General features: G+C 49.8%; 20 protein-coding genes. 6 read left to right on the forward strand and 14 right to left on the reverse strand.

Annotated features, from left to right (window positions below; genetic code table 11):
• Window positions 1–3 precede the first annotated feature (3 nt).
• Window positions 4–696 carry a winged helix-turn-helix transcriptional regulator gene (locus BZG75_RS02440; protein WP_077576056.1) on the reverse strand — a complete coding sequence of 231 codons (693 nt, stop codon included), beginning with the start codon at window positions 694–696 and terminating at the stop codon, window positions 4–6.
• A gap of 193 nt (window positions 697–889) precedes the next feature.
• Window positions 890–2,131, reverse strand: a complete 1,242-nt coding sequence (locus BZG75_RS02445) for an NAD(P)/FAD-dependent oxidoreductase (RefSeq protein ID WP_077576057.1) — start codon at window positions 2,129–2,131, stop codon at window positions 890–892.
• Between the two features lie 270 nt (window positions 2,132–2,401).
• Here BZG75_RS02445 and BZG75_RS02450 point away from each other — a divergent pair, with 270 nt between their 5' ends.
• The 3 genes from BZG75_RS02450 (at window position 2,402) to BZG75_RS02460 (ending at window position 6,166) form a co-directional block, all read left to right on the forward strand.
• Entirely contained in the window at window positions 2,402–4,354 is a 1,953-nt protein-coding gene (locus BZG75_RS02450) for a hypothetical protein (protein WP_077576058.1), read from the forward strand.
• A 133-nt stretch (window positions 4,355–4,487) separates the two neighbouring features.
• Window positions 4,488–5,495: an amidoligase family protein gene (locus tag BZG75_RS02455; RefSeq protein WP_077457094.1), complete on the forward strand. Its 1,008-nt coding sequence runs from the start codon at window positions 4,488–4,490 to the stop codon at window positions 5,493–5,495.
• Window positions 5,471–6,166 (forward strand): gamma-glutamyl-gamma-aminobutyrate hydrolase family protein, encoded by a 696-nt coding sequence (locus BZG75_RS02460; RefSeq protein ID WP_077576059.1) that lies wholly within the window; start codon window positions 5,471–5,473, stop codon window positions 6,164–6,166. The genes BZG75_RS02455 and BZG75_RS02460 overlap by 25 nt, the downstream gene beginning before the upstream one ends.
• Window positions 6,167–6,236: 70 nt before the next feature.
• Here BZG75_RS02460 and BZG75_RS02465 read toward each other — a convergent pair whose 3' ends face one another.
• From BZG75_RS02465 to BZG75_RS02485, 5 genes are all read right to left on the reverse strand, one after another.
• Window positions 6,237–6,710, reverse strand: coding sequence for a 2TM domain-containing protein (locus tag BZG75_RS02465; protein WP_077576060.1), 474 nt, complete (start codon window positions 6,708–6,710; stop codon window positions 6,237–6,239).
• A gap of 146 nt (window positions 6,711–6,856) precedes the next feature.
• Entirely contained in the window at window positions 6,857–7,072 is a 216-nt protein-coding gene (locus BZG75_RS02470; RefSeq protein WP_077461114.1) for a VF530 family DNA-binding protein, read from the reverse strand.
• 107 nt (window positions 7,073–7,179) lie between these two features.
• A complete protein-coding gene (locus BZG75_RS02475; RefSeq protein ID WP_077576061.1) occupies window positions 7,180–7,752 on the reverse strand; it encodes a GNAT family N-acetyltransferase in 573 nt (190 codons plus the stop codon).
• On the reverse strand, window positions 7,745–8,266 hold the full coding sequence (locus BZG75_RS02480; RefSeq protein WP_077576062.1) for a GNAT family N-acetyltransferase: 522 nt from the start codon (window positions 8,264–8,266) through the stop codon (window positions 7,745–7,747). Before BZG75_RS02480 ends, BZG75_RS02475 begins: the two co-directional genes overlap by 8 nt.
• Window positions 8,267–8,346: 80 nt before the next feature.
• Complete coding sequence (locus tag BZG75_RS02485) at window positions 8,347–8,934, reverse strand: GNAT family N-acetyltransferase (protein ID WP_077576063.1); 588 nt, start codon at window positions 8,932–8,934, stop codon at window positions 8,347–8,349.
• A gap of 210 nt (window positions 8,935–9,144) precedes the next feature.
• Here BZG75_RS02485 and BZG75_RS02490 point away from each other — a divergent pair, with 210 nt between their 5' ends.
• Window positions 9,145–9,789 (forward strand): NAD(P)-dependent oxidoreductase, encoded by a 645-nt coding sequence (locus BZG75_RS02490; protein ID WP_077576064.1) that lies wholly within the window; start codon window positions 9,145–9,147, stop codon window positions 9,787–9,789.
• 59 nt (window positions 9,790–9,848) lie between these two features.
• Here the strand turns inward: BZG75_RS02490 and lhgO are convergent, their stop codons facing one another.
• The 4 genes from lhgO to BZG75_RS02510 form a co-directional block, all read right to left on the reverse strand.
• Window positions 9,849–11,084: an L-2-hydroxyglutarate oxidase gene (gene lhgO, locus BZG75_RS02495; protein ID WP_077576065.1), complete on the reverse strand. Its 1,236-nt coding sequence runs from the start codon at window positions 11,082–11,084 to the stop codon at window positions 9,849–9,851.
• 7 nt (window positions 11,085–11,091) lie between these two features.
• Window positions 11,092–13,230 (reverse strand): TRAP transporter permease, encoded by a 2,139-nt coding sequence (locus BZG75_RS02500; protein ID WP_077576066.1) that lies wholly within the window; start codon window positions 13,228–13,230, stop codon window positions 11,092–11,094.
• 83 nt (window positions 13,231–13,313) lie between these two features.
• Window positions 13,314–14,324, reverse strand: a complete 1,011-nt coding sequence (locus tag BZG75_RS02505; protein WP_077522253.1) for a TAXI family TRAP transporter solute-binding subunit — start codon at window positions 14,322–14,324, stop codon at window positions 13,314–13,316.
• Between the two features lie 293 nt (window positions 14,325–14,617).
• Window positions 14,618–15,967, reverse strand: coding sequence for a sigma-54-dependent transcriptional regulator (locus tag BZG75_RS02510; RefSeq protein WP_077576067.1), 1,350 nt, complete (start codon window positions 15,965–15,967; stop codon window positions 14,618–14,620).
• A 145-nt stretch (window positions 15,968–16,112) separates the two neighbouring features.
• Here BZG75_RS02510 and BZG75_RS02515 point away from each other — a divergent pair, with 145 nt between their 5' ends.
• Window positions 16,113–18,257 carry a sensor histidine kinase gene (locus tag BZG75_RS02515; RefSeq protein WP_077576068.1) on the forward strand — a complete coding sequence of 715 codons (2,145 nt, stop codon included), beginning with the start codon at window positions 16,113–16,115 and terminating at the stop codon, window positions 18,255–18,257.
• A 52-nt stretch (window positions 18,258–18,309) separates the two neighbouring features.
• Here BZG75_RS02515 and BZG75_RS02520 read toward each other — a convergent pair whose 3' ends face one another.
• The 3 genes from BZG75_RS02520 to BZG75_RS02530 all read right to left on the reverse strand — a co-directional run bounded on the left by BZG75_RS02520 (window position 18,310) and on the right by BZG75_RS02530 (window position 20,265).
• Window positions 18,310–19,032 carry a hypothetical protein gene (locus tag BZG75_RS02520; RefSeq protein ID WP_077576069.1) on the reverse strand — a complete coding sequence of 241 codons (723 nt, stop codon included), beginning with the start codon at window positions 19,030–19,032 and terminating at the stop codon, window positions 18,310–18,312.
• Window positions 19,033–19,124: 92 nt separating this feature from the next.
• Entirely contained in the window at window positions 19,125–19,649 is a 525-nt protein-coding gene (locus BZG75_RS02525; protein ID WP_077576070.1) for a GNAT family N-acetyltransferase, read from the reverse strand.
• A 187-nt stretch (window positions 19,650–19,836) separates the two neighbouring features.
• Complete coding sequence (locus BZG75_RS02530) at window positions 19,837–20,265, reverse strand: organic hydroperoxide resistance protein (RefSeq protein ID WP_077576071.1); 429 nt, start codon at window positions 20,263–20,265, stop codon at window positions 19,837–19,839.
• Between the two features lie 176 nt (window positions 20,266–20,441).
• Between BZG75_RS02530 and BZG75_RS02535 the strand changes: the two genes are divergently transcribed.
• Window positions 20,442–20,885: a MarR family winged helix-turn-helix transcriptional regulator gene (locus BZG75_RS02535; protein WP_077576072.1), complete on the forward strand. Its 444-nt coding sequence runs from the start codon at window positions 20,442–20,444 to the stop codon at window positions 20,883–20,885.
• Window positions 20,886–20,889 lie beyond the last annotated feature (4 nt).

Here is a 20,889-nt window from a genome sequence, read left to right on the forward strand (position 1 = left end):
CCATTAAATAAAGCAATAGCCTTTGCCGTGGTCGGTTTGCAAGCGCTCAGGCGGCAGTCCAGCGTCAGCGAGTTTTTTCCGAACACGGCTTAAATGCATATCGAGACTGCGATCATCAGGCGTAAACGTTTTTTTAAGCACCTGACGATAAAGGAGTGACTTACTCAACGTAGTATCTTTATGCTGCGCAAGAAGCCACAAGAGTTCGAATTGTATGGGTGTTAATTTGACCGCTTGGTCATCCACTCTGACTTGGTGTGTGTCTTGGTGCATCCAGAGATTATCAACTTGCAGCTGGCCTGATGACTCTTTGATCACCACCATCGCATGGCGGCGATGCATCGTAATCGCGGTGCGCAGCATACACTCATCAATATCAATAGGGGCAGATAGCACATCTTCCGCTCCGGCATTCAGCGCGGCCACGCGATCAGCCGCCGCTTGACTTGCCATTAAAGCAATAAACGGGCACTGCTCGCTCAACCAGCGCAAGGTTGTCATTTGCGCCTCTCCCTCAGGCACCCAGCTAATCAATTGCACAGCATCCCAATCGGGCATTGGATCATCAGGGCCAATCACAGTCACATCGCAGCCGTGATCTCGCAGCCGAGCTTCGAGTAGCGCGATAAATGACTGATCTTCTGGGCCGCGCACGACAATGGCGGGCTTAGTTTTGGAGAAAAACGCCTGGTGCATCAGTGGTCCTATCTAAACGTTCACGTCACATCAATGGCTGAACCCTATTTATCGTCATTGTCACTCAAAAAAGGATTCGCCAAGCTATTCATTGTCTTACAGTATTAGCCTGTAAAGCAAACGGGTTTACGTCGACTTCAGCGTTTTCGATCCCTCATAGCGTGGGAATGATGACAAACTCAGCAGCCGACCACTAAAAGCGATCGATACGATACGGATGCATATCAATATCCGTGTGCTCCTCATCTATCATTTGTCCCAACAATTTTCCGGTCACAGGGCCCAAGGTAAAACCTTGATGACCATGACCGCATGCCAACCACAATCCCTTTTGGTCTGGCGCCGGGCCGATCATGGGCTTCATATCGGGTAGGCAAGGACGCCCACCTTTCCAAGGGCATGCATCAAGACGCTGACCAAGCGGATAAAGCGAACGCGCAACCTGTTCAGCGGCATTAAGTTGGCTCTCATTAACCGGCGCATCCACTGCTGTCAGTTCCGCGCCTGTCGTCAGGCGAACGCCGGCGCGCATCGGCGCCAAGAGGTACCCGATTTCCGCATCCATAAGCCAATGGTTCAGTGGTGCTTTTTTATTACATGCATAGTGCATGTGGTAGCCGCGTTTAGCAAACAAAGGCACCTGAATTCCCAGTTGATCCAACCAATACGATGACCAAGGTCCCATCGCCATTACCACCTGGTCAGCGTGTAGGCTTTCTTTGGTGGTTTGAATGAGCCATCCCGAGCCTTGCCGTGTTAAGCCTGTTAACGAAGCATGTTTAATGGCTCCTCCTTTGCATTTTACATCCGCGGCGTAAGCTTCGACCAGGGCGCCGGGATCTGTGACGGTCCAAGGCTGCTTCCAATGAATCGCCCCCACCATAGACGGAGACAAACTCGGCTCTCGCTGTGCAAGCTGTTGACGATTTAACACATCAAACTCAACACCGAATAGCGTGCTGTCAGACGCTGTTTTTGTCAGTTCTTCATCAAGCGCTTTTTGGGTACGGAACAGTTTAAGGTAACCGGCTTTGCGAATTAACGCTTCCGCCCCCGCAGACCGTATCATCTCATCATGCGTATCGAGTGATTGCATTATCAAGGCTGCGTATTCAGGGACAAGCTTTCGATAATGCTTATCACTGGAGTAATGCCAATATTGCAATAACGCGCGAGCCGCTCGAATCACACTGCTAGGACGATAGCGAATATCCACCGCACGGTTCGGCAACACCCGCAGCAAAGTGGTGAGATCACGCGGAAAGGCATAGGGCCGAACGGCTTCACGTTGAATAATGCCTGCATTGCCAAACGATGTTTCTTGCCCTGGAGGCACGCGATCGATCAAGGTGACGGCATACCCTCGTTTAAGTAAATGCCAAGCCACGGACACACCGACCATTCCGGCCCCTAACACCACGACCTGCTTCGTCATACTTCACTCCCTGAATGATGTTATTTTTTGTTTTGTTGTTAAAACTGTTGAATTTTCACCCTTAAGTTACAAGCTTTGCGCCAGTAGCGATAGTGGTCAAGGGGGCTTATGGTTACTATTTTCTCTGAAGTGTGTAATAGTAGTTTGACTATAATCAGGCACAAAAGGACGTTGTAGGCTGACGACCAACCCAGGTGAAGGTAGTTAACACATGCCTATCCATGGGCTGGCAAGCGCCACTGATACAGCGCAGGAAAGAACATCATTGATATGTCGAGCTTACTAAAAAACCTTGATCATGCTGTGGTGCAGCTTGATCAGGCAAGTTCAATTGATAAACCAAGCTGCCAGTTTCACGTGATTGATATCTGTGAGCAAGTCCTGACGCAAGAGGACGGCATTAGCGCTCTATATACGCGTATCCATACGCTCAATGCAGCTGGTCTCTTTGAAGGTACAGACTGGGATCACCCAGAATACCTATTACCCAATTTAGTGCCGGCAACACTCGCACATGCGGACAAAGCCACCGTTCTACTAGATTGCCTCAGCCAATTAAGAATGCTAGCTATTGTTGAGGGTAAGAGCCCCCCTTCGACTTTCTCAGCCCAAGAGGCTCATCAGTTTCTTGCCAAAGTACTCAGTCTTAATTTGTCACTCATCATGGGGATCACCGACGAAACTAGTCGTATCCGCCTTGGTGAGATGGCACCCGCTATCAGTTCACTATACCGGTTTCTTCTCACGCATTTAGGCTACGAAACCATTCTTAGTGAGTTAGTTGATGAAGTCTGGCGCGTTCTAGCCCAACGCCCTATTCAGGTCAATCCGATAAAAGCGATGATCACCCAGATATCCATTCTCGTGTCTCAAGAGCAAGTCAACCTTGGTGAAGCAAAACTCGGGATTGACCGTCTGGTAAGCGCGCTATATGGCCCGACTCAAGGTTGCTATGACGATCCGGGGCTCGATGCCTATTGCCAACGACTAAACGCCATGGATAACAACTCCCTCCAACAGGAGGCGATGGGCTTTGCACGCGCGATGCACGATGTCGGCTTGGCGTCTGACTATCACGCCACCTTCTTACGCTGGCTACTCGACAACCAAGGCAGTGACATACTCCCCACCGCGCTAGGGCTCAGTAATATAGGGGTAGATTGTCTCGTGACCTATCGTCAATTGGTCCACACATTAATTCAAGAAGCTGTCTATCCGCAGACCGCACAAGCAGTCTATGGGCTGGCGATGCTGCTTGAGCGTGGGGTATTGTTTGACGCGCCCGTCGCACCGAGTCTATGGCGGCAAATTTATTTAAATTTACATCCGGATGTTGCCGCCAGCCTAACCCTCGCGTTTGGCGATCAACTGCCGGCGCGGGTACATCTTCTTGCAGGCGTGATGTCAGTGCTTGGTCAACCGCTTGGTGTGGCACAAGGAAACAATCCAACTTGCCAATCTGCTCGAGCCATCTCAATGTGGGCCTATAATGATCCCGATTATCTACTCAACTGTATCGTTCAAGTCGCCTGTAATACAAGCTTACGCATGCACTTTGAAGGTAAAACATTGGACTCACACACGTTGCTACAAGGCCTAAGCACAGCATTGCCGTTTGACACCGATCCTGTGTCCGTGGTCCTCGTCCCTCATCTCGACAAGCTTTATATTGAAATGGGCCGTTGCTGCGTCAGTCGAGAGCAAGATCCCCACAAATGGATAAACCCCGAATTTCACGGCTGGTATGTCGGGCGCGAATTTATGATTGCGGTTGACGTTAAAACAGGCCTACTCAAAGATTTCGATTGCTTTATCGAGCGTTTTTATCGTAGCTATCATCCTTTATACAATGGCAACATTCCTGTCATTCATCCTCAACCCGTTGGAATTGCAGTGACAAGCAGTCAGGGGCGATTTATTGGATGGCACGCTGTTACTTTGATTCGTGTCGCATTCGACCAAGACAACGTGATGCGGGTCTATTTTTATAACCCGAATAACGACAGTGGCCAAGATTGGGGGAATGAAGTGGTTGTTTCCACCCAAGGAAAAGGCGAACAATACGGCGAAGCGTCGCTACCTTTTGAGCAGTTTCTCTCTCGGCTTTATCTTTATCATGACGACACCATTCAAGTCGGGATAAAAAGCTCACTGCCAGATGAAGCCATTGCCGATGTAAAACGAATGGCTTTAACAAGCTGGGCGGCAGATCGTATTGGCTGATGAAAGCCAAAGAGCATTATATTTGCGATTTGTTTAGGCTAATTCCCGAACAAATCGAGGCGATTTCCCTTTAATCAGCGCATCGTGACCCCCATGTATTTCATATGTTTATCCGATAAGTGAGGCTCCATTGATGAATGCGTCCCCTTCACCGTTAAAAACACCCCCTCATACCACCAATGCAGAGGGAGAAACGCGCTGCGTCGGTGTTGAACTTGAATTGAGTGGTATGGAGCTAGACACCATTGCACAGCTCGTTGCAAAACATTTATCCCTGACGGTTGAGCATGGCGGCCGTTACGACCGAAAACTAACCGGTGACAATGCGGGTGATTGGATCATAGAGCTTGATTACGCCAAGCTAAAACGCCTTGGACGGAACGATCGAAGTGAGAAGACTCTCGCCAATCAAATTGACCAATCCGCGGAAGAAGTTTTAGCTTGGGCAGCTAAAATGGTCGTACCGGTCGAAATAGTCAGCCCACCGCTTCCGCTTGATCGACTTCAAGACGTCGATAGACTGATTGAGTTTCTGCGACAACAAGGTGCAGAAGGCACAGAGGACAGCCCTGTCTATGCATTTGGGATGCAGCTTAATCCCGAACTGCCCGACTTATCCGCTCACACTATTAACGCGCATCTGAAAGCATTTTTATGCTTGTATGATTGGCTAATTAAACGTGCCGATATTGATTTATCCCGTCGTCTCACAAGCTATGTCGATCCGTTTCCAAAAGCGTATATCACGCGTGTTCTCGCGCACGATTATTGGCCCGATCGCGACACCTTGATTGCCGATTACCTTGCTGATAATCCGACGCGTAATCGTGCGCTAGATATGCTGCCACTCTTCACTCACCTCGATGAGAAACAAGTGAATCAGGCGCTCAATGATGGCCTGACAAAAGCGCGCCCCACGTTTCACTATCGTTTACCGGATAGCAAAGTAAGTCGTCCACAATGGGGGATCCATGAGGCATGGAATGATTGGGTAGAAGTAGAGAAACTTGCCGCAGATCCAGAACGACTGACAGCTTGCTGTGATGCTTATCTTGCTCACTTAAACGATCCATTATCACGTATTACCAATAACTGGGCGGAGAAAGTGAATACGCTATGGGTAGACCCGTTATCGCAATAACCGGCCCCGACAAAGGTGCCTTCTTACCGCGTTTTTTCGTTGCCACCGCGGTGCGTCTTTATGGCGGGCAGCCCTTGCAGTTGCGGCCAGGTTCAATATTTAAGCCTGATGATTATCACGGTGTGGTGATCACAGGCGGCCACGATGTTGAACCTGTGCTGTATGCTGCTGAGCCCGAAGTGAAACCAAACTACGATCCCGAACGTGATGAACTAGAGAGCGCAGTAATCAAAAGCGCGTTAGCCAGTCAAAAGCCGCTGTTGGGCATTTGCCGTGGTGCGCAACTTCTCAACATCTGTTTAGGCGGCACCTTGCACCAAAGCTTACGCGAACAGCGCAAGAAAACCTCTCATCGCTGGACAATATTCCCGATGAAAACCTTGTGTATATTGCGTGATGTTAACGGCCATATACAGCAACGATTGGGGCAAGGCAGACGCAAAATAAACAGCCTACACAACCAAGCGATTAACGCGTTAGGCGAGGATTTAACGGTAAGCGCACGTGATTTAGATGGTATTGTACAAGCGATAGAGTCGCCCAACCGCCCTTATACACTGGGGGTACAGTGGCATCCAGAATTTTTGCTTTATCTTGGCTGTCAGCGTGCGCTGTTTAAGGGCCTAGTCGAGCACGCAACGCGCTTCCAGCAGCGACAAGCGGCATCTTAATGAGCATACCCGTTATCGGGCGATAAACAAAAACGCCGAGGCACATTCACTCGGCGTTATCAGGGAAGGGTTAGCGCTTTGACCGCGCGTTCATGCGTTTCTCTATTTGACGCTTTTCCCACTTGTCACCAAAGAGATCGACAATGCCCAGTGCATTCACACCGTGGCTGACCACTGCAATCCCCCATCCCATTGCGGCCCACCAAGCCCAGTAATAGCCAGGGCTGACTTGCCAGTTGATAATAAACAAAATCGCCATCACGACCACATAGCGAGTCAGGTGAGAATAGAACCCACCCAGGGCGCGCACGCGATTGGTGATTGCTTTTTCTTCTGGACTCATTGAAGTATCTGCCTGCATGTCTGTCTCCTTTTGCAAATCAGTAATGTCGATATCAAACACAGCAGCCAACGATTTCAGCGACTCCAATCCGGGTTTGTGGCCGCGCTCGATACGTTGAATCGTTCGAACACTGAGCCCACTGAATTGTGCTAATTGGTCTTGCGACCACCCTTTTTGAACTCTGAGTGCTTTCACGTTCATCCTTGCTCCTTTGTGCTCTTCCCTATCGACACTATGCAAAATGGGGGCGACATTACCACGACAGCGCCCCGACACCTTAACGACAGTTATTTAAAATCAATCATTTACCGTGAACCCGCCTGATAACCAATCCGTGTATTTTATCCTTAGCAAAAGGTATCAATATACAAGCCTTCGACCTTATCTCGCGCCCACTGCGTTTTGCGCAAAAATTTAAGCGATGATTTAATAGATGGGTCATTATGAAAGCAATTCACACGAATACGCTGATAAAGACCGGACCAGCTATAGTGTTCTACCAGTCGCGTTAAAATGGTTTGTAAGCTAAGTCCGTGAAGTGGGTTATTCGGTTGTTCTTGCATACTCGTTCTCACGTTTTGGTTGGGCGCACAACGTACACGACTAGCCTCGCTAGCCAATAAAAGCGCTACTTTACGTGACGATGAAAAAAAAGGCGAGATTAACTGACTCACTCAGTCTTATTGCATGCCGCCACTTTGGCGTATACCACAGTACTAGAAATCGTGCCGCTAGGTAGGATACGGTCGTTGGTAAGCATCGCTTCTTGATGATACCCACAACGCTCGGCTACCGCGCGGCTGCGGGTGTTTTCGTAGGCGGTTTTGATTTCGACACGCTTGGCATTAAGGTCATTAAACGCATACCGCTCTAGCGTCCTCACCGCTTCGCTCATATAGCCAAGGCCTTCTTTGGAGCTCCGCAGCCAATAGCCTATTTCAAAATAAGGAATCGCGATGTTGCGGATGATTAAGCTGATCACACCCACCAATTGCCCCGTCGACTTTTCAAAAATCGAGTAGCGTAGCTCATTAATAAACATATCAAAGTTATCAATCGCTTGTTGGGTGTTTTCAATCGAGCTCGATTCGGTCAGCGCGTGCGGCAGCCAATCCATAAAAGGAGCAAGGGTGTGCTGGCTTTCCAACACGGCTTCTAAGATGAAAGGCTGATGGGTCATATTGGGTGCCACCAGCAACAGACGATCGCTGTCGAGTTGGTCTACGCGCGGGGAATCATCCATTAATATCCACCCAGTACCGCGCCAATGATTCATTGAACACTTCACCATTGATGATGTTTTCCAACGTGCCGCCATTGGCTTCAATTACTTTGCGCGATGCCATATTGTCTTCATTCGCGGTAATTAGAGCGCGAGTGATCCCCAGCTCTCTTGCCTTGGGCAGCGCTAAGGCTAACATTTGCTTGCCGCATCCGCGTCCACGATATGACGGCGCAATATCGTAACCAATGTGTCCGGCTTCTTGAGATAGGAATGGCGTATTAATGTGATGGCGGATCCGAATCGCGCCAATGATTTGTTGCTCAGCATCAAGCAGCCAAAAATGACTACACGGCACATAACCTTTACGAAGGTTTTTACCCAATGCCTCATCCGATAACCGCGTCACGTAAGTGGCGAAATCATCTTTTCCCGGCCGATAGTAATCGGCATTCTCGGGATCAAACTGAGCAAAATCATCATAAAAGCGCGTAAAGGCTGCTTGGTGATTGAGTGTGGGGACGACTAATTCCATGTGCTTGTTCCTATTCCTATCATAGAACTAGGCTATCTCATTGATATTGAGAAATAAACATCCTTGTCTCTCTTGTTGTTTTAGTTCAGCGCCTTGACCATGGTGGTGGCGCCTGAAAAGCCAACCAGCCATTTTAGGTGCGGAAAACGCTCTTCTTTAGTGGCGACAAAGCCTTTGGCTTGATAAAGCTTGCGGGCTCTGGGGTTGCTATTAATGACATCTAATCGAACGCTTTCAAAGCCATGCGCTTGGGCATAATCCATAATGGCATCCAATAATTGGGAGCCAACCCCCTGACCACGTATCGCGCTATCAACAGCAATGCCATCCATCACCAATTCATTGTGTGCCGCTTTACGCTCAAACAGCGCCAATATCGCGCAGGCCCAAATGCCTTTGATGGTCCCCAAACTATCGATCAACTGTTTCGCGCCCATGCCCTGTGTCAGTGCGCCGGTTTGAGTTTGAAACCCAGCCAACCCCACCACCTTGCCGTTTTGCATAGCGGCAAACGAAAAGTCTGGGACAAAACACTGAGACAACACCGCCACGCGTGCTGCCTGATTAGGAATTGCCCGTGCGAACTTCATCCCAAACGCCTGCTCATATAACTCAGCGACGTTTTGTGCTTGCTCAAGCGGCCATCCTTGCCGGATCGCTATCTCCATTGGCTCCCCTCTGTCTTCTTCAATAAAAAAACATCCACATATTTATCTTGACGTGAAGACTTTTGGTATTTATCTTTACATCAAGATAAATAATTAATCACAACTTAATCAGTTCAGCATGGTTTAACCAAAAGCGTATGACAGCCACCTTTTTACTGGCTATTGCGCGGCAAAAGGACACACAGGACTCATAACATGGAGACTAACGCAATGAATATAATCGTATTTGGTGCCACGGGCGATATTGGCAGTCGAATTGTGTCGGAAGCGTTGCAACGCGGCCATAAGGTCACGGCAGTGACACGTAACGAGGCAGCATTAAGCAGGCTACCCGACGGCGTAAAACCTGTCGCCGCCAATTTGAGCGATGCGGACAAGGTGGCATCGGTGATGACTGGTCATGATCTTGCCATTACGGCGTTACGTCCACCGACAGGCGAAGAAGCGCAATTACCTGTGTTAACCCAAGCAGTCGTTCAAGGCGCAGCCCACCATCAAATGCGCGTTCTGATTGTCGGCGGTGCCGCTCGACTGATGATTCCGGGCACTGACGGTGAAACCGTGTTAAACGCCGAAGGATTTCTCCCTGCTTCAGCGGTTGAGATTGCGCGCGCGTGCCAAGTGCAATATGAGCAGTGCCTCACCAGCCAAGATGTGATTTGGAGTTACCTCTCACCTGCCGCCATGATCGCACCTGGCACACGCACCGGTCAGTACACATTGGGGACAGACACCTTAGTGACAGATAGTGACGGACAATCTCGCATTTCGATGGAAGACTTCGCGGTCGCCATGCTTGATGAAGCCGAAATCCCTAAGCATTTGCAACAAGCATTTACTGTGGGTTACCAATAATCAAAGTAAGAGCCAGCGGCCACGAGTAGGCGCTGGCTTTCACTTTCCAGTATGTAACGCTAATCAGCCTCACTACTGAGCCACTGCTGTTTTTGCGTCACCTTGTCACAAATGTATTCACCAATCGGCATCGCAGAGGTCGCGGCTGGCGATGGCGCATTGCACACGTGTAAACTCCGCGCACTTTCGGCAAACAGAAAGTCGTGTACCAAGGTGCCGTCATTTAGCACGGCTTGAGCTCGGATCCCCGCTGGATAAGGCTTCAAATCCTTAGCTTTGATTGTCGGGCAGTATTTATTTACTTGTTTGACGTAGCCCGGCTTCCACCACGAGTTTTTCAGCTCGACCAAGCCAGTCTTTAAGTTATTGATGGTCACTTTCCAAAAGCCCGCAAACGTTAGCATTTGCCAGGTATCTTCTAGACTGAGATTGACCTTGCCATAGCCTTCTCGCTTCCAGCCTTGCACCGCGTTAGGTCCCACCGTAATGGAGCCGTCTATCATCCGCGTGAGATGGACGCCTAAAAAAGGTAAGTCGGGATCGGGAATCGGATAGATAAGGTGATTCACAAAGCCTTGGTACTGGCTCGCAAGTTGATAGTACTCACCGCGGTAAGGGATAATTTGAAACGCGGTTGGGATCCCCATCATTTGGGTCATTCTATCTGCCATCAACCCACTGCATGTCACCACAAACTGACAATGAATCGTTAGCGGCTCCCCGCTTGCTTGGCAGTGCAAGGTCACTTGCTCAGCCGCTTCGCTGGCTCCAATCACTTCTGTACTGAGTTGGGTGACACCACCGAGCGCTTCAAATTCACACACCATTTGCTCAGTCACCCGCCGATAGTCAACAATGCTGGTCGCGCGCACCGCAATGGCACCTAAACCTTTAACATTGGGCTCTTGCGAATGAAGCTCCGCCGCATCCAGCCAGCGCACGTCGATATCATTGGTTAAGCAACGTTCATAGAGCGCCTGCATCCGAGCCATCTCTTGCTCGTTGGTAGCGACCAATAACTTGCCGCAGTTTTCGACCGCAATATCGTGCTTGGCACAAAATTCAACGGTCAGCGCCGCTCCTCGTTTACAGAAATCGGCTTTTAAACTGCCTGGTGGATAATAGACACCCGCGTGGATCACGCCGCTGTTATGCCCGGTTTGATGTTGGGCAACGCTTGCCTCTTTTTCCACCAGCAACACGGAGCAGTCTGGGTATCGCTGCTTTAACTGCCAAGCCGTAGACGCGCCAACAATACCACCACCGACAACTACATAATCATAAACATATTTCATACACGCCTCATGACACTGGCAGTTGAGATTGTTGCAACTGATACTTGCGCCCACTGTATACAAACAGGCCAACAAACCCAACGACGCTCAACAAACGAAGCCATAGCGGAATATCGTGCCACACTAACAAGGCACCAATCATTAATAAGCAAAGGCGGCTTAGCCAGTTAATCGGCCCTTCAAGATATCCTTCAATCGCGCCAATTAAGGCATATGTGCCAATAATGGCAAAAAAGCCAACCTCTAACACCGAGGCGATATCCCAGCTAACTAGGCTAGTATAAGCAATCAGCAAAGGAACAAGATACAAGCCTTTGGCAATTTTCCACGCCATCAGCCCGGTGCGCATCGGCGGCGTTTTGGCAATGGTGGCCGCCGCAAATGCCGTCAAACAAAACGGCGGGGTCACGTTACTGTCTTGCGATAACCAAAAGATAATCAAGTGCGCAGCTAGCAGAGCCAAACTGACCGCCTCCAACCCTAAGCTTTGCTCTAACAAGGTTTCCATAAAGTCAGCTGGCACTAAAGCGACCATTTGCTTGGCGGTTTCCATGGTCATCGGCGCATTTAAAAGATCGAGTTTGTCTGGGGCTGCCAACATAAATATCGCCTTGGCTTGCTCGGGAAGCTGGCCTGATACTAAAAGCTCCAACAATTGGTTTTCAGCAATCAGCTTATACAGAGCAGGTGCCGATAAGGTGCCCAGTACGATATAGGCAGCGGTCACTGGTAATCCCATCCCTAACACTAACGAGGCGACAGCAATTAGCACCAGCATCATAAACAGATCACCGTTTGCCCAACCATCAATCATCAACGAGAAAGTATTACCGATACCCGTGGTGCTGATCACATTCACCACCAAACCAATGCCCACGAGCAAGATAGCGGTGGTGGCCATATTTTTTGCCCCTTGCGACAAGGCCTCGATGATCGCTTTCGGCCCCATCCGGTACTCTTTGGAAAACCAGGAAGCGAAAATCACAGAAATAATCGAAATGCCGGCGGCATAAGTGGGTGTGAAACCTTTAATCAGTAAGGTGACAAGCACCGCAAGCGGGATTAGATTATGCCAACCGCGGAGAAGCACCATCAATAATGAGTCTTCGGTGGTGACAATCTTTTGCACGCCGCTGCGCTTTGCTTCAATGCGCACAAAAAAGCCCACCGAGAGAAAGTAGATCAGCGCAGGAACCAGTGATACAGCAATAATGTCAACGTAAGGAATTTGGGTGTATGAGGCCATAATAAACGCTCCAGCCCCCATTACGGGCGGCATTAATTGCCCCCCAGTTGAAGCCGATGCTTCGACCCCAGCGGCAAAGCGCGACGGAAAACCGGCTTTTTGCATTAAAGGAATACTGATCACCCCGGTCGATACGGTATTCGCCACGCTCGAGCCTGACACTGACCCCATTAACCCAGAGCCAATCACCGCAATAAAGCCCGGCCCGCCAATAATCTTACCCGCCGCCGCACGGGCCACGTTGATGATATAATCTCCAACCCCAGAGCGGACAAGAAAGGCGCCAAATAAAATGAACATAAACACGAACGTCCAGCTAATCCGGGTAATCGCGCCAAACATGCCTTCCGAAGAGTAGTAACTGCGATATAACAGGGTTTCTAGACTCAGTCCGGGAAAATGGAAGATCCCCGACGCCCACTCGCCCCACAGCACGACATAGCTCAAACACACCATAATCAGAATGGGAATAAACCATCCCATGGTACGACGAATCAGCTCCACCACGATGATGATCGCTAAGCTGGCGAATACCCAATCAGCAGTAACAAATTTTACCCCACGCGCGTATAACGCATCTTCGGCATAAGGGATATACAGCAGACAAGCCACTGCACCTAACGCGATAAAAATATCGACCGCCAGCGCTATTTTACTCCGCTTCAAAGAGATATGTGCCGGGTACCAAAGCGCACAAATCACCGCAAACCCCGCAAAGTGGGTCGCCGAAATCCATAACTCGGGAAGCGTTGATAAGGTGTTAAACCAAATGTGCAATACAGACAACACCACGCCCAGCACAGTGATGGTGGTGGTCACCCACGGAAAGTCATCGCGTGTGGGCAATTCAAATTTCTCCAACGCTGTTTCATCTGGCTCTTGCTCAACTGGCTCGCTCATCCCTTTACTCCAAGCAGTGTCTGTTTTTCCATGCAACCTTTGATCTCGATAAGCGCTCCGAGCAACCCCGGAGCGCTATCGCGTTATTCCATTACCAGTTCAGACGGGATGTCGATACCCACTTCTTGATAGTAACGTGCTGCACCTGGATGGAGCGGCACAGGCAAACCGGCGATGGCTTTCTCAATGGCCATGGCTTTAGTGGCCTTATGAATGCCCTGAAGGAAAGACAGATTCTCATAAATAGCCTTGGTGAGCTGATACACATCCTCATCGGAGAGATCTTTGCGCACGGCCAAGAAGTTAGGTTGGGCAATGGTGGTGACCGGCTTATCTAGCTCAGGGTACGTGTTGGCAGGAATTTCGTACTTAGTCCAAAGGTTGTATTTACCGTTGGCCGCTTTGATTTGTTCGTCAGTAAAAGACAAGATGGAAATGTCATTCCCCAATGCCGCGAACGCTTGAGTAACCGCACCAACCGGCACACCGGCTGGGGTGTTCATACCATCAATGGTGCCATTTTGTAGTGCACTGGCACTGCCGCCATAACCCATGTAAGCCAAATTAAAGGATTCCGGCTCCACGCCTAGTCCTTTCATAATCTGACGACCTGAGTTCTCGGTCCCTGAGTTTTTCTTACCGATAGAAAACTTCTCACCCGCAAGGTTGTTTAAATCACTCACGGTACCGGTTTCTGCCAGCTCACTGCGCACAATAAAGTGCTCAACGTTTTGCCAAAGCATAGACACTGAGCGCAGTTGATCTTGGCGGCCACTTTCTGCATACGGCCCCTCGCCGGACCAGGCCCACGCACCATACAATCCCTGTAAAATCGCAAATTGCGCTTCGTCTTCATTGAGCAGTTTCACGTTCTCACCTGAACCAGCAGAGCTGATTGCCGATAGCGAAAAATGATGCTTAGGCGCCAGCTTGACCTTACTCAGCGTCGCCAGCGCGACACCAACAGGATAGTAAGTGCCACCAGTAGAGGCTGTTGCGAGGATGTAGCTTCGGTCTTCTGCGACCGCGGTGGAGGCGACGCTAAATGAGGCCACGGCAAACGTCAGTGCTTTAAATAGCTTATTGATTTTCATTGTTACTCTCCATGTAGGGCTGCGTTATTGGTTTACAAAAACTAAACGGTTTGTTAACAGCAACACATGGATAGCAAAGAGAGTGCCAACAGTTAAGTTATTGTTAATATTAGAATTATTAGGAGAGCTCATCGATAATGAGCAAGATTTTTCTTATTTCCCGCTCAGCTAGTAAGCAAAATCTTGCTCACAGTGCCGCTTCAATAAGCAGTTGACCGTCACAAAACGTAAACAAAGTGTGATCGCGGAGCGCTTGCTGGCGAAATAGTACTGAGCAATTTTTTGCCGACGCACTAAGTGTAATCTGCGCGGTTGAGCCCAAACTTCTTCATCTTTTGGTTCAAGGTACGGCGAGGTAAATCGAGCGCCAACATCACTTCATGAATACGCCCTTGATGTGCCACCAAGCATTCGTGTAGTATCTTGCGTTCAAAGTTATGTAGCTGGATTAAAAGCGGAACATCCGATTGAACGGCTTCCATGGTCGATGAAGGGCGATTGGACAGTATTTCCATCACTGAAATACCATCATCCAAGGCAAACCGTACTGCGACGTTGCGCAGCTCACGAATATTACCCGGCCATGAATAAGACAAAATGGCGTGCCGATCCGCCTCACTGGCCAGGCGTGTCTCCGGATTGGTCTGACGGGTAAAGTGCTCAAACAAGATCAACGCATCATCTTCACGTTCTCTTAGGGATGGAAGGTGAATTTGTGCCACATTCAAACGGTAGTACAAATCTTGTCGGAAGGTTTCATGGTCATTGAGGTCGGCTTTAGCGGCCGCAATCACCCGCGTATCGATCGCTATCGACTGGTTCCCTCCCACTCTTTCAATGGTGTGCTCTTGAAGCGCGCGCAACACTTTCACCTGCATACTTGCCGGCATGCTCTCGACTTCATCAAAAAACAAGGTCCCTTTGTGCGCATATTCGAACTTACCAATACGACGCTGATTGGCGCCGGTAAATGCCCCTGACTCATGGCCAAACAGCTCACTTTCAAATAAGTTTTCCGGGATCGCGCCGCAGTTTATCGGCACAAAACGCTGGGCTTGTCGCGCACTTTCATTGTGTAAACTGGTTGCCACCAGCTCTTTGCCACACCCCGTTTCCCCATAAATGATCACATTGGTGTCGATACGCGCCAGCTTTACCACCTGCTCACGAAGTTGTTGCATCACTCGGCTTTGGCCAATCAGTACCTTCTCCAATCCACTAATACGCGATAAATAGGCTTGTCGCTCTTGTGTCGAGGCATGTTGGCGGTAGCTGTCGACGGCCTCAGTCACGCGCTGAGACAAACGCTCGGGCTCAAAAGGCTTTTCAATAAAATCAAACGCCCCGTTTTGCAGCGCTCCCACGGCCATATCCACATCGCCGTGTCCTGTAATAAACAGCACAGGTGTCGCGACCTGATGCTGGTCTAGCTCGGTAAGAATAGATAAGCCGTCAACATCCGGTAACTTGACGTCACTGACCACGGCATCAAACGGATACTGTAATACAGCTTGTAGCCCTGTTTGGCCCGTGCTGAATGGCTCAACCTCAAAGCCTGCCAACTCTAACCACTGGCAGGTGGTGTGACGAACAATATCGTCATCTTCAATCAAGGCAATGCGCGGGAGTGTCTGTACCGTCATGAGAAAACCATCCGTGATAAGTGACTCATTACGGTAGCAAAAGCCACGCAGCAGAAAAGGATCTAGCTCTCACTTTCTCATCACACCGCTTTAACATTTTTGCTATTCACCGCAGTCTAAAACGGACGTCAGAGCAGAGCACACTATGCAGAATCATCACCGTACCCACCAAGACAGCAAGAAAACCTGGGCAATACTGTTTCTCTCTGGGGTGTTGGTGCTTTTCTTTTATGGGATCAGCCGCGAAGCAGCCTATCAAGGATTAAGTGTGCAAACACACGCCGAGGTACAGAACAAACTTTTAAACTATATCGGTGACGTTCGCCGTGCCTTAAGGCGCTTTTATCACCTGCCTTATTTGCTTACCAACCACCCTGATACCTTGGCAATTGTGAAAGGAGAGCGCCGCGAGACCGCCGCCTTTCAAGTGAAACTGACACAGCTCGATAAAGCGGCCAATACCGAAGGCTGGACACTGCTCTCAACATCAGGTGACGTGCTCGCTTCTAGCCTAATTGATGAGCGCTTTAGCCGTCCCGACCGGTTGGCAATCGTCGAGCAAGTGCTACGTCAAGGTGAAGGTGTGTCATTGGTGAATAAAACCAAAGGCTATGGGCCGCTTTATTACCTCTCTGCCCCTGTTTTTGATGACCTCAACATCGCCGGCATTGTGGTAGTACAAATTGACCTTAGCTTCCTTACTGAGCAACCCATCGCCAGTGATGACCTCATTCTGCTGCAAAATCGGCAACAGCGGTTTTTCCTCTCAAGCAGCAGCCAGTACAGTGCAGACTGGCTGAATGCAGCCCAGCTGAACGCAGCCCGACTGAACGCAGCCCGACTGAACGGGTCACAAGCATCAACGCAAGACAATAAACAAACAGTGAAGAGACAAACGCGCTACCTCTACGACAGTACCGCCATTAGCCAGTGGCGCTTCAATGCCACCCCTTTTTTGGGCCACACGGTAAAATTGGACGATCTTAAATGGTCAGTGAGTTACCTGACCCCCTATAAACCGATAAAAGACACCGCAAACTTGTTCGCATGGGGAGTGGCAACCGTCTTACTTGTCGTCATTCTATTGTTGATCATCGGCCAACAACGACGGCAGAAACACCGTCACCAGCAGCGAATTCAAAGCCTATTACAAGAGTCGCAGCGCCGACTGAAACAAATGATTGATAAAACCCAAGTCGGTTTATTGCTCATTGACGAACAAGGCTCGCTGTATGATCTTAACCCGATGGCCAAGCGGCTATTTGGCTTGCCAGAAAACAATCATCACCGCATTTTTGCTTGGGAGTTGTTTGATACCGGCAATCCACACTCCACCACCCTCACCTTGCTGAAAAATCTCGACAAGCACGATGAATTGGCTGAGCTCAATGCGGTTGAAACCATGGCACGTCGCAGCGACGGTAGCGTCTTTCCTGCGCTTTTCTCACTCACCCGTTTCCCTTGGCATGATGAGCAATACTACCTAGCGACGTTGATTGACATTAGCAAACGCAAAAAAGCCGAACAGTCACTCCAGCAGATGAACCAAGCACTCACCGAGCGCGTGGAAGAGCGCACCCAAGCGCTGCAACAAGCACAAGCGCAACTGATTGAGACCAGCAAAATGGCCGCCTTAGGGAGAATGTCCAGTGCTATTACTCATGAGCTTAATCAGCCACTCACCGGCCTTCGCACCTTACTTACCACCAATACCTTGCTCGCTGAACGCGGCGAGACGGAAAAAGTTAAAGCCAATAACCAGCTGGTGCAAAAGCTGCTTGATCGTATGACTAATATGACCAGCCAACTCAAAACCTTCGCCTACAACAAACCGCACCACCTGCATGCCGTTTCTTTACCCGATGCCCTCAACGAAACCTTGCGTGTGTATCAAGCTCAGTTGGCAGACATTGATGTGCGGGTGCGTATGCCTCACGACACCCCCATGATACTCGGTGAAGGACAAAGGTTATTACAAATCCTAGGAAACTTGATATCTAACGCATGCGATGCGATGGCAAATACCGCTTCGCCGACTTTGGTGTTTGTGGTCACGCCCACCAAAAAGGCAGTCGAACTGACGGTGAGTGACAACGGCTGCGGGGCGTCAGAAGAGGCTTTGGAGACCATGTTCGAGCCGTTTGTCACCTCGAAGAAAATCGGTGAGGGACTTGGGTTAGGATTAGCAATCACAGCCAATAACGTGCGGGATATAAATGGTAAAATACGAGCTGCAGCCAACGCCCAAGGCGGCCTGACCTTCACGCTTACTTTTCAGCCAGCCTCATGATCATTAAACTACCAGACATAGCCCACTCGTGCCCACAATCAGGCTTGAATCTTTAAAACCGGTACCGGAGGCTGGCTAGGCCATAGTGAAGCCAAGAAAAGTTATAGACTTCATCGTTGTCCGCCCCGCCTTCTAGGGTGCGATAACCCAGAGCGCCATACCAGCCATCGCCAAGGTGATACTCCAACATCAGCGCCGCATCAACCGCTCGTCCCATGGGTGACCACGCGCCTTCCACATCCAAGATCAACGCCGCGCGATCGGATAGACGATATTGACCATACCCATGCAACAAGGGCACCACGCCAACGTTGGACTTCGTTGCTTTTGTTTCACCTTGCGCGAGGGTGATTTCAGCATCTCTCACCAAGGCGGCAGCACCGACGCCCCACTGCCAAGGGCCTTGATCGTAAAACGTCCAGCGGTATGTCGCACGATAGGTATTGAATTGATAATCCGCGTCAATCGCTTGCCCATCGGCAAAGCGCTGATCCTGAAACTGGATGCTTTTTGACAGCGTGCCACGACCATCGACAGAGAGAGGCGCAAAGGTTAGGCGTACCGCGTGCTGGGGATTGAACTGATACGTGCCATACAAACGCAAGTAAGGCGTTGCGGATCGGCCGGTTAAATCGGTCATATCAAAGCGAGTGCCAGTATCTCCGGGGATGCTGACATCATTTTTGCTAAACGTCACCCCGCCGGTTTCAACGCGAAAATCCAACCCTTGCGCATAGGCCCCCGTTGATAGCCCCCCGACAAACAACACACTCATGATTCGAGCTGTCTGTTGGCAAATCGTGTGCAAGTCTAAGCCTGCCCTAAGCCATTGTCGCGTATGACCAAACGTTGTGGTTCTGCCCTTTCTCATTGCGCTTTGCCCTTATTATCGGCGTCAATCGCAGCATACATAATATGCTGAGGCCCTGCCGCGCCGCCCCAATACAGCTCACCTGTATCAGTAAAGCCGCCTTTTTGGTAACAGGCTTTAGCGGCCGGGTTTTGACAGTTCACAGTTAGATACACCCAATTGAAATCACGGTAAGCAACGGGCAAATACTCAAGCAAGGCTTTAACCGCACCGGTGCCTAGACCTTGCCCTTGATAACGCGCATCCACTACAAACATGCGCAGACCCAACGTCTTTGGCGGGCAAAAGTCATACTGAGACGCATAGTCAGTATCGAGTTTAAAAAAGCCTACCGTCTCGCCCGATCGCTTGATCCCATGGCGGTGAATAGCCTCGCTGGTCTCAGCAAGAAATTCGTCAGCGGTCCCCGCAAACTTTACTTGTTGGTCAGGTAACGATACCTGGCGAACACCGTCGATATCCTCATCAGTCAGTGGAGCGACGCTTATCTTGGTGAGCTGACTTGTGGTGGTTTCTGACATACCAGTTCTCATCATCCTTGTTATTGGTATAGGGCTGTGCGCTAGTTGTAGTGGTCAATAGTCTGAGCGGTCAATGCTGAGCACCCGAGGTTAGGGAGCACCAAACAACGCGCTGCTCCGTTAAAAGACAGGCATAAAAAAGGGAGCCCTGCTACACAGCGCTCCCTATCATAGCGTGCCAGTTAGGTTAAATCACTGACAATTCAACCCTAATATTGCCACGTGTCGCATTGGAATACGGGCATACTTGGTGCGCTTGCTCAACCAATGACTGCGCGGTGTCTTTATCTAGATCGCCAACAGACACTGCCAGCTTCACGGCAATACCAAAACCACCATCAATGGGGCCAATCGACACTTCTGAGTTAATGTGGGTGTCTTCCGGCAAGGTGACGCCTGCTTTACCCGCCACCAAACGCAGCGCACCAATAAAACACGCCGCATAGCCGGCAGCAAAAAGCTGCTCAGGGTTAGTGCCTTCGCCATCGTTTCCGCCCAAACCTTTAGGCGTGGAAAGCGCCACATCTAAACGTCCGTCATCAGATTTTGCAGACCCTTCGCGGCCTCCAGTAGCGGTGGCTTTTGCTGTATAGGCAACACTTTGTAGCTCTTTCATTTCACTCTCCTGTGTTTCAGTCCACTTGCGGCTTGCTCTATCGCACTGAGCAAACACGGTGAAGACGGCTTGTGTTATTTATTTTGCATGCAAAATACTAGATCGCATAACCCAGCATTGCAAATACTTTGCGTACAAAATAAAATACTCACTAGACACACGGACAATGACAAGCCATGACCTATCCCCAATTGAAGCTCAATAGCCAAATTTGTCACCGCTTATACAAGGCCTCCAACGGTATTTCGCGCGCCTACCGAACCTGGCTGACCGAGCTTGATCTCACCTATCCGCAATATGTAGTGATGATGGCGCTGTGGGAAACTAACCGACTCGCGATCGCAAATCTGGTTGAGAAAACCGGCATTGATGGTGGCGCGATGACGCAGATTTTGAAAAAGATGAGCGATAAAGGCTTGCTCACCATCGAGAAAGACGAAGACGATAAGCGAAAGCGGTGGGTAACATTGACGGGCAAAGGCATTGAGCTGCAGCACCAAGCAGCAGAAATTCCTGAAAAGATTCGTTGTAAGTTTCCTAGCATTGATGATCAGCAAGCCCAGCAACTTATTGCGCTGCTGGATAAAATCAATCATGACTTAGGAGAAAGCGACGCATAAACGT

This window comes from Salinivibrio sp. AR640 (assembly GCF_001995405.1).
GTDB lineage: Bacteria > Pseudomonadota > Gammaproteobacteria > Enterobacterales > Vibrionaceae > Salinivibrio > Salinivibrio costicola.